This window comes from Agrococcus sp. ProA11 (genome assembly GCF_039880525.1).
GTDB lineage: Bacteria > Actinomycetota > Actinomycetes > Actinomycetales > Microbacteriaceae > Agrococcus > Agrococcus chionoecetis.
Genome location: NZ_CP156989.1, coordinates 674,710 through 687,194, shown reverse-complemented (window position 1 = coordinate 687,194; position 12,485 = coordinate 674,710). Strand labels below are relative to the sequence as shown.

Genomic DNA, 12,485 nt, shown 5'->3' with positions numbered 1-12,485 from the left:
ATGCGGCGCGCGCCTCAGCCCTGGAAGCGCGGGTAGGCGCCGGCGCCGGCGTACTCGGCGGCGTCGCCCAGGTCCTCCTCGATGCGCAGCAGCTGGTTGTACTTCGCGACGCGCTCGCTGCGGGCCGGGGCGCCGGTCTTGATCTGGCCGCAGTTCACCGCCACGGCGATGTCGGCGATCGTGGTGTCTTCGGTCTCGCCGGAGCGGTGCGAGAGCACCGAGCCGTAGCCTGCCTTGGTCGCGATGCGGATCGCGTCCAGCGTCTCGGAGAGCGTGCCGATCTGGTTGACCTTGACGAGCAGCGCGTTGGCGGCGCCGCGGTCGATGCCGTCCGTCAGCCGCTCGGGGTTCGTCACGAAGAGGTCGTCGCCGACGATCTGCACGCGGTCGCCCAGCTGGTCGGTCATCGCGCTCCAGCCGTCCCAGTCCTCCTCGTCGAGCGGGTCCTCGATGGTGACGAGCGGGTAGGCGCCGACGAGCTCGGTGTAGTAGTCGGTGAGCTCGGCGCTCGAGCGCTCCCGACCCTCGAAGCGGTAGACGCCGTTGTCGAAGAACTCGGTCGCGGCGACATCCATGCCGAGCGCGATGTCGGAGCCGGGCGTGAAGCCCGCCTTCTCGATCGCCTGCATCAGCAGGTCGAGCGCCTTGCGGTTGCTGGGCAGGTCGGGAGCGAAGCCGCCTTCGTCGCCGAGCCCGGTCGCGAGGCCCTGCTCCTTGAGGATCGACTTCAGCACGTGATAGGTCTCCGCGCCCCAGCGCAGCCCCTCGCGGAACGACTCGGCACCGATCGGCAGGATCATGAACTCCTGCACGTCGACGCCGGTGTCGGCGTGCGCGCCGCCGTTGATGACGTTCATCATCGGCACGGGCAGCAGGAAGGCGTTCGGCCCGCCGAGGTAGCGGAACAGCGGCAGGCTCGACGAGTCGGCGGCAGCCTTCGCGACCGCGAGCGAGACGCCCAGGATGGCGTTCGCGCCGAGGTTCTTCTTGTTGTCGCTGCCGTCCAGCTCGATGAGCGTCGAGTCGATGATGCGCTGATCGTCGGCGACCATGCCCTCGATCGCCTCGGCGATCTCCTCGTTCACGGCGTCGACGGCCTGCTCGACGCCCTTGCCGAGGTAGCGGGCGTCATCGGCGTCGCGCAGCTCGTAGGCCTCGAACGCGCCGGTGGAGGCTCCGGAGGGAACCGCCGCGCGGCCGACGGAGCCGTCGGAGAGCAGCACCTCGACCTCCACGGTCGGGTTGCCGCGGGAATCGAGGATCTCGCGAGCCTGCAGGGTGTCGATGAGTGCCACAAGTGCTCCTTGCTTGGGATTGACGGAGTTCAACGGTGGGCCGTGTTTCGAGCCTAGCCCTCAGCGCATCCGCCCACACGGGCCGATCGACGCTGGCCCGTCGCCCGTGCACGCACCCGCGCGGGCGCCGGGCGTCAGCCGATGGGCTTGACCTCGAGGGTGGCGGCGGAGTCGCCGGCGCGGACGACGGCGAAGTGCGTCGCACCGGACGCCGCGAGCTGCTCGAGCAGGCCGGTCACGTTCTTGGAGCGGCGCTGCATGCGCACGGTCTGGCCGGCGGCCACGAGATCGCGCTTGATCGCGACCGCGTCGGCGGGATCGACCGCCTTGTCGAGCAGCAGCGCGATCGTCTCGCCGCCGTCGTCCTGCGGCAGGCTCACGAGGTCGACGAGCCGCTCGAAGCCGAGCGAGATCCCGACCGCGGGCAGCTCACGCCCGAGGAAGCGTCCCACCATCCCGTCGTAGCGGCCGCCGCCGCCGATCGAGAACGGCAGGTCGGGGTGCGCGATCTCGAAGATGGGGCCGGTGTAGTAGCCCATGCCGCGCACGAGGGTGGGATCGAACTCCAGTCGGATCCCGGCGTTCGCGCCCAGCAGCTCCCGCACGGGCTCGAGCACCGCGGCATCGAAGCCGTCGAGCGTGCCGCCCCCATCCGTGGGCTCTCCCGCCCGGATGGCCTCCAGCGTCGCCAGCAGCCGCTGGCCGTCGACGCCGCGCTCGGCGAGCTCGGCCGTGACGCCGTCGGCGCCGATCTTGTCGAGCTTGTCGACGGTGATCAGTGCGGCCTCGTGCAGCGCTGGTGCGATGCCCGCGTGCGCGAGCGCGGCGAACAGGATGCGTCGGTCGTTGATGCGGATGAACGCATCGGGGACGCCGAGCCGCGTCAGCGCATCGCCCGTCGCCGCCAGCAGCTCGAGCTCCGCGGTGATGCCGGGATCGCCCGCGATATCGATGTCGCACTGCATGAACTGGCGGTAGCGGCCGCGCTGCGGACGCTCCGCCCGCCAGACCGGCGCGATCTGGATGGCCCGGAAGACCGGCGGCAGGCTCGACCGATGGGTCGCGATGAATCGCGCCAGCGGCACCGTGAGGTCGAAGCGCAGGCCGAGATCGGCCAGCTCGAGCGGGGCCTCTGCGGTGCGCAGATCGTCCAGCGTCAGTCCGCGGCGCATGACGGCGAAGGCGAGCTTCTCGTTGTCGCCGCCGAGACCGGCGTGCAGGCGCGCGGCATCCTCCACCACCGGCGTCTCGATCTCCTCGAAGCCGTGGTGCTCGTAGGCGCCTCGGATGACGCGGAGCACACGGTCGCGCACGCGCTTCTCGACCGGCAGGAAGTCGCGCATGCCGCGGGGCGGGTTCACCTGGGTTGCCATGGCTCCATTGTTCCGCACGCCGCGGGCCACTCGGCCCGCTCCCCGCCCCCTCTCCGCGTCTCGGTCCGGGCAGCGCGGCCAACGGACGCGCTCTTGTGGAGGCCTCCGCGGCGGCATAGCGTCGTCACCCACCCCGCCGACCCACCGAGGAGGCCGCATGCGCGCCGCTGTCGTCGATCGCTACGGCCCCCCGGCCGTGGCGCGGATCACCGAGCTCGCCGACCCGCGACCGAAGCGAGGTCAGGTGGTGGTGCGGGTCGAAGCGGCTGCCGTCACGTCGGGGGATGCGCGCATCCGGGGCGGACGCTTCCCCGCCGGCATGGGCGTGCCGGCGCGGCTCGCGCTCGGTCTGCGCGGGCCCCGCAACCGGGTGCTCGGCATGGCGGTCTCGGGCACGGTCGGCGCGGTCGGCGCGGCGGTGACCGGGTTGGCGGTGGGCGACGGGGTCGCCGGCATGACGGGCGCGCGCATGGGGGCGCATGCTGAGCTCGTCGCGATCGAGGCGCGTCGACTCGTGCGGAAGCCCGCGGCGCTCTCCCACGATGCCGCCGCCGCCGCGCTGTTCGGCGGAACGACCGCGTGGCACTTCCTGCACGACGTCGCGAAGCTGCGGGCGGGCCAGGATGTGCTCGTGATCGGTGCATCCGGGGCGGTCGGGACGAGCGCCGTGCAGCTGGCGAAGCTGGCCGGGGCGACCGTGACGGGCGTTGCGAGCGACCGCAACCGTGCGCTGCTGCAACGGCTCGGCGTCGACGAGCACGTGGACTACACCACGACCGATCCCGTCGGCCTCGGGCGTCGGTTCGACGTGATCATCGATGCTGTCGGCACGCTCACGCCGGCCAGTGCGCGTGCGCTGGTGCGAGAGGGCGGCACAGCGGTGCTCGCGGTCGCGAGCCTGGGGCAGCTGCTGCGAGCGCGAGGGCCGGTCAAGGCCGGCACCGCGCCCGGCAGCGCAGCGCTTGTGGAGCGGCTCCTGCCGCTGCTGGAGCAGGGTGTCCTCGACCCGGTGATCCAGCAGGCACTGCCTTTGGCCGACATCGCTGACGCCTACGAGATCGTCGACTCCGGCCGCAAGGTCGGCAACGTGCTCGTGCGGCCCTGACCCCGCACGGGCCGCGCCGGGCGGCTCGTGCGGGACAGCTGCGTCAGCGCGTGAAGCGGCGACGGATCATCGGGAGCGCTGCCCCGGAGCACCGGCGTGAGCACGAGCAGCGCGCGCCGTGACCGCGACGGCGGCGAGGAGCGCGCGGCGACGCCGGGCGATGACTGCGTCGATCGCCGCCGGCTGCGGCTGCGCTGCGGTGATCACGCTTCGGTTGCCCCGGGCACCGCCGACCGCGCGGCTTCCTGCACTCGCAGCTCCGCCTCGAGCTCGCGGATGGCGCCGCGCAGCGCTCGCTCCGCGTCGAGCCCGTCGGCGGCAGCGCTGCGCACCATGCTGAGCAGCGCCCGACCGAGCGCCTCCTCGGTGTCGGGCGTGAGCGCAACCGTGCCATCGTCCGCAGGGAGCAGGCCCGCGCGCCGTCCTCGACTCAGGAGCTTCGCGGCCCGGGCGAGCGACGGCAGGCTGGCGGGGATGCCGTCCAGCGCACTCTGGCGCTCGGGCTTCTCGGCGCGCTTGATGGCATCCCAGTTCGCGACCACGTCGGCGACGCCATCGACCGCCGTGTCGGCGAACACGTGCGGGTGGCGTCTGCGCAGCTTCTCGGTGAGCGTGCGGGCGACATCCTCGAGGTCGAATCGGTCATCGACGCGCGCGATGTCGGCGTGGAAGACGACCTGGAGCAGCATGTCGCCGAGCTCCTCGCGCAGGCCCGCGTCGTCGCCCGCCTCGATCGCCTCGGCGAGCTCGTGCGCCTCCTCGATCGCGAACGGCGCGAGCGATGCATGCGTCTGCTCCGCATCCCAGGGGCAGCCGCCCGGCGCGCGCAGCCGTGCCATGACCGCGACGAGATCGTCGAGCGCCGAGTCGGCGTGCATCGAGTCCGCGTGCATCGATCCAGGCTACGCCAATGGGGAGTCCTCACCATTGACCCCCGGCGGCGACGCGAGGAGCGTGAACGTTCCTTGCAACCGACACGAGAGGTCAGGTCGATGCAGACCGACAGCACACCCACCATCACCGCGCCGCCGAAGAAGCGGCGCCTTCGGCGAGCGCTCGCGCTATTGACGGCCGCCGTCGCCGTCGTCGGCGGCACGATCCTCACCGCGCCAGCGACGCCCGCGGAGGCGGACACCTGCTACACCTGGCAGCGCACGCTCAGCGCCGGTGACAGCGGCGCCGACGTGCGAGAGCTGCAGATGCGCGTCGCCGGCTGGAGCGGCTATCGCACGAACCTCGCGATCGACGGATCCTTCGGCCCGGCGACGACGACCGCGGTCAGGAACTTCCAGCAGGCGTACGGGCTCCAGGTGGACGGCATCTTCGGCCCCGCGACGCGTTCGAAGATCTACAGCCTGCAGGATGCCGACTGCAGCCCTGCCCACTTCTCCTGGAGCGAGGTGGATGCCGGCTGCGGCCAGGGCGGGTACTCCGGAGGCAGCGTCAGCGCAGCCACCGTGCGGCAGAACCTGCTGCGCGCGATATGGCGCGCAGAGGCGATCCGGCACCGCCTCGGCGACCGTCCGCTGACGGTCACGAGCGGGTTCCGCAGCAAGGCGTGCGACCGCCAGGTCGGCGGCTCTGGCTCCGGCCAGCACACCTACGGGAAGGCACTGGACCTCGTCGGCGGGGGCGGCCAGTCGCTCTGTCAGATCGCGCTCGCGGCCCGCTACACCTCGAACACGGTGATCCTCGGTCCTGGCTACCCGAACCATCACGACCACATCCACGTCGACAACGGCGGCAGCTACTGGTCAGCTCCGAGCTGCGGCATCTGACACGGTCAGTCCGACGGTGACCCTGCGGCGGGGCTGGCATCGAGAGGCGCCGGCCCCGTCTCGGTCTTCGGCGGAGGGAAGATGGCCGTCAGCAGCGCATCCACCCACGCGACCAGCTCGACGTCGGGCAGCGGCTCGGCCTGCGTGCCGGCGAGCCGGCCTCCCCCGGCGGTCGGGATCGGCACGACGAGCGTCTTGGCGGTGGGGTTGAGCTTGGCATCGGGATACATGCGTCGCAGCCGCAGCTGGACGGAGTCGGCGAGCTCTGCCGGCCCGACCCGGAGGTTCGGCCCGACCGTGATGACCTCCGACAGCTTCGCCGCCTGCGCCTTGCGCCGCAGCCGGGCGATGGCCACGAGCGCCGCCACCTGCGAGGGCGGCTCGCCGTAGCGGTCGCGCAGCTCGTCGAGCACCTGGTCGATCGCGCTGTCGTCTCGCGCGGACGCCGCCGCCGACAGCTTCTGGTAGGCCTCCAGCCGCAGCCGTTCGGAGTCCACGTAGTCCTCCGGGATCACCGCGTCCACCGGCAGCTCGAGGCGCAGCTCGCGCGGCCCCTCGTCCTCCTCGCCGCGGAACACCGCGACGGCCTCCCCCACCATCCGCAGGTAGAGGTCGAAGCCCACCCCCGCGATGTGGCCGGACTGCTCGCCGCCCAGCAGGTTGCCGGCGCCGCGGATCTCGAGATCCTTGAGCGCGACCTGCATGCCGGCGCCGAGCTCGTTGTGCACGGCTATCGTCTCGAGCCGGTCGTGCGCGGTCTCCGACAGCGGCGTCTCGCCGTCGTAGAGGAAGTAGGCGTAGGCGCGCTCGCGACCACGGCCGACACGGCCGCGCAGCTGGTGCAGCTGGCTGAGACCATAGCGCTCGGCGCGGTCGACGATGAGGGTGTTGGCGTTGGGGATGTCGAGCCCGGTCTCGACGATGGTGGTGGAGACGAGCACGTCGTACTGCTTCTCCCAGAAGTCGACGATCACGCGCTCGAGCGCGGTCTCGGCCATCTTGCCGTGCGCGACGCCGATGCGCGCCTCCGGCACGAGCTCAGCCAGCTGCGCCGCGACGCGGTTGATCGACGAGACGCGGTTGTGCACGAAGAACACCTGCCCCTCGCGCAGCAGCTCGCGACGGATCGCGGCGGCGACCTGCTGCTCGTTGTAGGCGCCGACGAAGGTCAGCACCGGGTGGCGAGCCTCCGGCGGCGTCGCGAGCGTCGACATCTCGCGGATGCCGGTCACCGCCATCTCGAGGGTGCGCGGGATGGGCGTCGCCGACATCGAGAGCACGTCGACGTTCGTCTTCAGCGACTTCAGCCGCTCCTTGTGCTCCACGCCGAAGCGCTGCTCCTCATCGACGATGACGAGGCCGAGCTCCTTGAAGTGCACGTTGTCGGACAGCAGGCGATGGGTGCCGATCACGACATCCACGGTGCCGTCGGTGATGCCGGCGATCGTCTCGCGCACCTCCTTGTCGGTCTGGAAGCGGCTGAGCGCGCGCACGTGCACGGGGAACCCGGCGAAGCGGGCGGCGAAAGTCTCGAAGTGCTGCCGCACGAGGAGCGTCGTCGGGACCAGCACGGCGACCTGCGTGCCGTCCTGCACGGCCTTGAACGCCGCGCGCACGGCGACCTCCGTCTTGCCGTAGCCGACATCGCCGGAGAGCAGGCGATCCATCGGCACCTCGCGCTCCATGTCGCGCTTGACCTCGTCGATGGTGGTCAGCTGGTCGGGGGTCTCGGCATAGGGGAAGGCATCCTCCAGCTCGCGCTGCCACGGGCTGTCGGGCCCGAACCTGCGCCCCTTCGAGGCCATGCGCTTCGAGTACAGCTGCACGAGCTCGACGGCGATCTCGCGCACCGCCTTGCGCGCCTTCGACTTCGTCTGCTGCCAGTCGCTGCCGCCCATCTTCGACAGCTGCGGCGCCTCACCGCCGACGTAGCGGTTCAGCTGGTCGAGCTGATCGGTGGGCACCGAGAGCCGGTCGCCGGGATGGCCGCGCTTCGAGGCTGCGTACTCGATGACGAGGTACTCGCGGGTGGTCTTGACGGGGTTGCGACCGCCGGACGAGACGGTGCGCTGCGTGAGCTCGACGAAGCGGCCGACGCCGTGGGTCTCGTGCACGACGTAGTCGCCGGCCTTCAGCTGCAGCGGGTCGACCACCGAGCGGCGGCGGCCCGCGAGCTTGTGCGGCTGACGAGCGTCGACCCCGACGGCGCGCCCGAAGAACTCCGCCTCGCTCACGAGCTCGATGCGCTCATCGGGCAGCGAGAAGCCGTGCTCGATGGATGCCTGCGTGACGTGCACGATGCCGGGTTCGAGGGCAGCCGGGAGCGCCTCGACGATCCGCGCTGCGACCTCGCGCTCGCCCAGCACCTGCGCCGCGCGCTCCACCAGGCCGTGGCCTGCCGCGGTCACGATGATCCGCCAGCCGGCCCTGGCCCGCTCGCGAAGGTGCGCGACGGCCCCGTCGGCGATGCCGGTGAAGCTCGGCACGGGCTCACCCTCGACCGCGGTGACCGTGTCATCGGCGGCGAGCACCGAGTAGCTCCACCAGGGGGTCTCCACTGCTGCGCGCAACTCGTCCAGGCTCAGGAACCCGCTCGAGAGGTCGACGGGTGCGCTGCCGCCGGCGGTCGCCGCGCTCCAGGCCGCCTCCAGGAACTCCTGGTTCGTGTCGTTCAGGCTCGCCACCCGGTCGCGGATGCGCTCCGGTCCCAGCACGATGGTGCCGGCACCGGGCAGGTAGTGCGTGACCGGCACCATCCGCTCGAGCAGCGCGGGCGCGAGCGACTCCATGCCTTCCACCGGGATGCCCTCGGCGATCTTCTCCAGCATCTGCTGGATGCCGGGGAACTCCGGCGCGAGCTGCTTCGCCCGCGCGCGCACCGCAGGCGTGAGCAGCAGCTCGCGGCTCGGCGGGAGCACGATGCGCTCGACCGGCGTCGGGTCGGAGCGCTGGTCGGCGACGTGGAACCAGCGCATCTGCTCGACCTCGTCGCCGAACAGCTCGACGCGCACCGGGTGATCCTCTGCGGGGCTGAAGATGTCGACGATGCCGCCGCGGACGGCGAACTCGCCACGCCGCGTCACCATGTCCACGCGCGAGTAGGCGAGATCGACGAGCTGGCGTGCCAGGGCGCTGAGGTCGATGCCGCGCGCGCCGAGCGTCAGCTCCACCGGCTCGACGTCGAGCAGGTTGTCGGCGACGGGCTGAAGCGCGGCGCGCACCGAGGCGAGGATGATCATCGGCCTGCCCGTGTCGCGCGCCGCCACCGCGCGGAGCGTGGCGCCGCGCTGGCCGACCGTCTCCGCCGACGGGCTGAGCCGCTCATGGGGCAGCGTCTCCCAGGCCGGCAGCTCGAGGATCTGCGCCTCCGGCAGCCACGCCGACAGGTCATCGCGCACGGCTTCGGCCTCGCGGCGGGTGGCGGTGATCACCAGCAGGGGCCGATCGTGCTGATGCGCGAGCGTCGCCACGACGGGCGCACGCATCGCCTCCATCCCGGTGAGCGCTCCGCCGGTCGATGCCTCGACGACGGGTGCGAGCGCCCCGCTCTCGAGCATCTCGAGGAGCGGCTGCAGGCTCACGAGGTCATGACCACTTCGCCTGCCGCGTCCTTCACCTCGAGCTGCCATCCCTGGTCGTTGGGCTCGTAGTCGGGCAGCACGAGCGCGAAGACGGCCGGGGCCTCCGCATCCAGCGAGGTGCCGGCGGTGAGCGGCAAGGTCTGGCCGTGCCAGGTGAGCTCCGCCGTCGTGGCGCCGACCGGTGCGATGACGAGCAGCGTGGATGGCGCCGCGAGGTCATCCCAGCAGATCAGCGGTGCGTCGCCGAGGCAGGAGTGCACGAAGCGGCCCTCCGGCGACTCGAGCATCAGGTCGGTCATGCCGGAGCCGTCGCTGCGGTCGTTCCAGAGCAGCGTGCCGTCGTCGAGCGTCGCGGAGAGCGTGTAGCCGTTGGGAGCCTGCGGGCCCGTCGTCGTCTCGTCGGCGGCGGCACAGCCGGCGAGCAGCAGGGACGCCGCGATGACCGCGGTCGCCCTCATGGCGATTCGGCGCACGGGCGCCCTCCTTCCGATCGGCACTCCATGCTAGCGGCGTGCACCTGCGCGCTAGGACGGCGCATGCAGGTGCTGCTGCGCAGCCAGGAACCCTTCGGCGATGATGCGCTCGACGGCATCCGCGCCGAGCTGCACCAGCAGCTCGGCCTCAGGCTGCTCGGTCTTCGCGAAGGGCTTGAGCACGAAGTCGGCGGCGTCCTGCCTGCCGGGTGGGCGGCCGATGCCGAGCCGCAGGCGCAGGAACTCCGGCCCGCGGGCGGCGATGATGTCGCGCAGCCCGTTGTGGCCTCCGTGGCCGCCGCCCTGCTTCAGCCGCAGCTCGCCGAGCGGGATGTCGAGTTCGTCGTGCAGCACGATCACGTGATCGAGGTCGACGCCGTAGTAGTCCATCAGCTTCGACACCGGTCCGCCGGAGCGGTTCATGTACGACAGCGGGAAGGCGGTGATGACCTTCGGACCGCCGATCACGCGCGACTCGGCGACCAGCGCCTCGGCCTTGCCGTGCCGCTTCGGCGTGGCGCCCGCACGCCGCTCCAGCTCGGCGGCGACCAGCTGGCCGATGTTGTGCCGCGTGCGCGCGTAGTCGGGCCCGGGATTCCCGAGCCCGACCACGAGCCACGTCTGCGCCATATCGGCGTGGGGGATGCCGGTCTACTCGGAGTCGGACTCGGAGGTCGCCTCGGCGGCCTCGGCTGCCTCGGCGGCCGCATCCTCGGCCGCAGCCGCGGTCTCGTCGTCGACCGGCGCTGCAGGCGTCATGACGCCGACGACCAGGGCCTCGGGGTCGGTGAGCAGGGTCGCGCCCTTCGGCATCGGCACCTCGCCGGCGAGGATGTGCGAGCCCTCCTCCATGCCTTCGACCGACACCGTGATCGACTCGGGGATGTGGAGCGCCTCGACCTCGATCGACAGCGCGGTCGTCTCGTGGTTCTGGATGGTGCCGGGGGCCGTCTCGCCCTCGAAGTGGACGGCCACGTCGACGACGACCTTCTCGCCGCGCTTGACGATGACGAGGTCGACGTGCTCGATGCCCTGCATGCCCTGCAGCACCGGGTTGCGCTGCACGTCCTTCACCAGCGCGAGCTGGTTCTTGTCGCCGATCTGCAGATCGATGATCGCGTTCGAGCGGCGCACCAGCAGGTAGAGCGCGTGCGCGTCGACCGTCAGGTGCTGGGGCTCGGTGCCGTGACCGTAGAGGACGCCGGGGATCTTGCCGACGGCGCGCAGCTTGCGAGCAGCGCCCTTGCCGAACGATTCGCGGATCTCGGTCTCGAGCTTGTCGTACTCGGTGCTCATGGAAGTCTCCTTGTGGGCCGCAGCCCGTCATCTTGTCGACTCGAACGCGCAAGCATGAGGACTGGGTCCTGGCTCCCACCGCGTCGATCACGGATGCTCCTGCATCCCTCGCCGAAGTTCAGCGACTGAGTCTACAGCACGGCGTCAGCCGAACAGGCCCGCGAGCAGGTAGATCGCGAACGACAGGATGAAGCCGATGATGGCCATCAGGCCCTGCGCCACCGTCCACGTCTGCAGGGTCGTCTTCACATCCATGCCGAAGAACTTGCTCACCAGCCAGAAGCCCGAGTCGTTCACGTGGCTGAACCCGACCGAGCCGGCGGCGGTCGCGAGCACGATCGCCGCGACCTCGACGGGGTTGAACCCGCCGTCGACGACCACGCCCGCCATGAGCGACGCCGCCGTGGTGAGCGCCACGGTCGCCGAGCCCTGCGCGATGCGCACGATCTGCGAGATGAGGAACGCCGCCACGATGACCGGCATGCCGATCGAGTTCAGCGAGTCGGCGATCGCGTTGCCGATGCCGGTGACGCGCAGCACGCCGCCGAACATGCCGCCGGCACCGGTGACCAGGACGACGGAGGCGATGGGGCCGAGGGCGCTGTCGGCCACCTTCTCGATCAGGGTGCCGGCCTTGCCCATCCCCCAGCCCAGCAGCCACATCGAGACGATGACCGTGATGAGCAGCGCGATGGGCGTCTCACCGAGCGCGCGCAACAGCGCGACGATCGGCTGCGCCTTGAACGCGTCGGCGTCGTCAGTCGTCGACGCATACATGTTGAGGCCGGTGTTCATCAGGATGAGCACGAGCGGCAGCAGCAGCAGCGTGAGGATCTTGCCGAAGGACGGGCGCGACTCCATCTCGCGGTTCATGTCGTCCGAGCCCTGGAGGATCGCCGGCACGGCGATGTTGTACTTGCGACCCACCCAGCCGCCGAAGAGCACACCGACGAGGTACCAGACGGGAAGCGCCACGACCAGGCCGAGGATCAGGACCAGCCCGACATCGGCGCCCAGGATGGCGGATGCGGAGACCGGGCCGGGGTGCGGCGGCACGAAGATGTGCATGGCGCTGAAGGCGATCGCGGCGGGGAAGGCGACCGTCAGCAGCGAGCCGCCCAGCCGGCGGGAGACCGCGTAGATGATCGGCAGCATCACGACGAGGCCAGCATCGAAGAAGATCGGGAAGCCCATCAGGAGGCTCGCGACACCGACGGCCATCCCGGCCCGCTGCTCGCCGAACCTGCCGACGAGCTTGTCGGTGAGCACGCGCGCGCCGCCCGAGGTCTCGATCATGCGGCCGAGCATCGCGCCGAGCGCCACCAGCAGCATGACGCTGCCGAGCGTGGGGTTGAAGCCGAACGCGAGCGCGCCCATCAGCTGGTCGAAGGGGATGCCGGCCGCGACGGCGGTCAGCAGGCTGGTGATCATCAGCGCGAGGAACGCGTGGATCTTGAACGTCATGATGAGGACGAGCAGCAGGGCGATCGCGGCAGCCGCGAGCAGCAGCAGCCCTCCCGTGCCGAGGTCCCAGTTGAGAACGAGGTCGTCCATGGCGGTGACTCCTTGGTGTGCGTGTGCGTG

The 12,485-nt window shown here is 71.1% G+C and carries 10 protein-coding genes; 2 read left to right on the top strand and 8 right to left on the bottom strand.

The window, feature by feature from the left end:
• Positions 1-14: 14 nt before the first annotated feature.
• Both eno and ABG090_RS03235 read right to left on the bottom strand, forming a co-directional pair.
• Positions 15-1,295 (bottom strand): phosphopyruvate hydratase, encoded by a 1,281-nt coding sequence (gene eno, locus ABG090_RS03240; RefSeq protein ID WP_347756353.1) that lies wholly within the window; start codon positions 1,293-1,295, stop codon positions 15-17.
• 134 nt (positions 1,296-1,429) lie between these two features.
• Positions 1,430-2,668 (bottom strand): ATP phosphoribosyltransferase regulatory subunit, encoded by a 1,239-nt coding sequence (locus ABG090_RS03235; RefSeq protein WP_347756351.1) that lies wholly within the window; start codon positions 2,666-2,668, stop codon positions 1,430-1,432.
• 157 nt (positions 2,669-2,825) lie between these two features.
• Between ABG090_RS03235 and ABG090_RS03230 the strand changes: the two genes are divergently transcribed.
• Positions 2,826-3,773, top strand: a complete 948-nt coding sequence (locus ABG090_RS03230) for an NAD(P)-dependent alcohol dehydrogenase (protein WP_347756349.1) — start codon at positions 2,826-2,828, stop codon at positions 3,771-3,773.
• 203 nt (positions 3,774-3,976) lie between these two features.
• Here the strand turns inward: ABG090_RS03230 and ABG090_RS03225 are convergent, their stop codons facing one another.
• On the bottom strand, positions 3,977-4,666 hold the full coding sequence (locus ABG090_RS03225) for a MazG family protein (RefSeq protein WP_347756348.1): 690 nt from the start codon (positions 4,664-4,666) through the stop codon (positions 3,977-3,979).
• 99 nt (positions 4,667-4,765) lie between these two features.
• On the opposite strand from ABG090_RS03225, the gene ABG090_RS03220 reads away from it, so the two are divergent.
• Positions 4,766-5,551 carry a M15 family metallopeptidase gene (locus ABG090_RS03220; protein WP_347756346.1) on the top strand — a complete coding sequence of 262 codons (786 nt, stop codon included), beginning with the start codon at positions 4,766-4,768 and terminating at the stop codon, positions 5,549-5,551.
• Positions 5,552-5,556: 5 nt separating this feature from the next.
• On the opposite strand, the gene mfd is transcribed toward ABG090_RS03220, so the two are convergent.
• The 5 genes from mfd to ABG090_RS03195 form a co-directional block, all read right to left on the bottom strand.
• Positions 5,557-9,045 (bottom strand): transcription-repair coupling factor, encoded by a 3,489-nt coding sequence (gene mfd / locus ABG090_RS03215; protein ID WP_347757466.1) that lies wholly within the window; start codon positions 9,043-9,045, stop codon positions 5,557-5,559.
• An 83-nt stretch (positions 9,046-9,128) separates the two neighbouring features.
• Positions 9,129-9,605: a hypothetical protein gene (locus ABG090_RS03210; protein WP_347756344.1), complete on the bottom strand. Its 477-nt coding sequence runs from the start codon at positions 9,603-9,605 to the stop codon at positions 9,129-9,131.
• A 51-nt stretch (positions 9,606-9,656) separates the two neighbouring features.
• Positions 9,657-10,235, bottom strand: coding sequence for an aminoacyl-tRNA hydrolase (gene pth / locus ABG090_RS03205; protein WP_347756342.1), 579 nt, complete (start codon positions 10,233-10,235; stop codon positions 9,657-9,659).
• A gap of 21 nt (positions 10,236-10,256) precedes the next feature.
• Positions 10,257-10,901 carry a 50S ribosomal protein L25/general stress protein Ctc gene (locus ABG090_RS03200; protein ID WP_347756340.1) on the bottom strand — a complete coding sequence of 215 codons (645 nt, stop codon included), beginning with the start codon at positions 10,899-10,901 and terminating at the stop codon, positions 10,257-10,259.
• Between the two features lie 144 nt (positions 10,902-11,045).
• Positions 11,046-12,455 (bottom strand): GntP family permease, encoded by a 1,410-nt coding sequence (locus ABG090_RS03195; protein ID WP_347756339.1) that lies wholly within the window; start codon positions 12,453-12,455, stop codon positions 11,046-11,048.
• Positions 12,456-12,485: the final 30 nt, after the last annotated feature.

Bases quoted from the DNA above. Each gene is read 5' to 3' on its own strand.
- ABG090_RS03230 (WP_347756349.1), top strand. From the start codon at position 2,826: ATGCGCGCCGCTGTCGTCGATCGCTACGGCCCCCCGGCCGTGGCGCGG.
- ABG090_RS03200 (WP_347756340.1), bottom strand. From the start codon at position 10,901: ATGAGCACCGAGTACGACAAGCTCGAGACCGAGATCCGCGAATCGTTC.
- ABG090_RS03195 (WP_347756339.1), bottom strand. From the start codon at position 12,455: ATGGACGACCTCGTTCTCAACTGGGACCTCGGCACGGGAGGGCTGCTG.
- mfd (WP_347757466.1), bottom strand. From the start codon at position 9,045: ATGGAGGCGATGCGTGCGCCCGTCGTGGCGACGCTCGCGCATCAGCAC.
- ABG090_RS03225 (WP_347756348.1), bottom strand. From the start codon at position 4,666: ATGCACGCGGACTCGATGCACGCCGACTCGGCGCTCGACGATCTCGTC.
- ABG090_RS03235 (WP_347756351.1), bottom strand. From the start codon at position 2,668: ATGGCAACCCAGGTGAACCCGCCCCGCGGCATGCGCGACTTCCTGCCG.
- pth (WP_347756342.1), bottom strand. From the start codon at position 10,235: ATGGCGCAGACGTGGCTCGTGGTCGGGCTCGGGAATCCCGGGCCCGAC.
- ABG090_RS03220 (WP_347756346.1), top strand. From the start codon at position 4,766: ATGCAGACCGACAGCACACCCACCATCACCGCGCCGCCGAAGAAGCGG.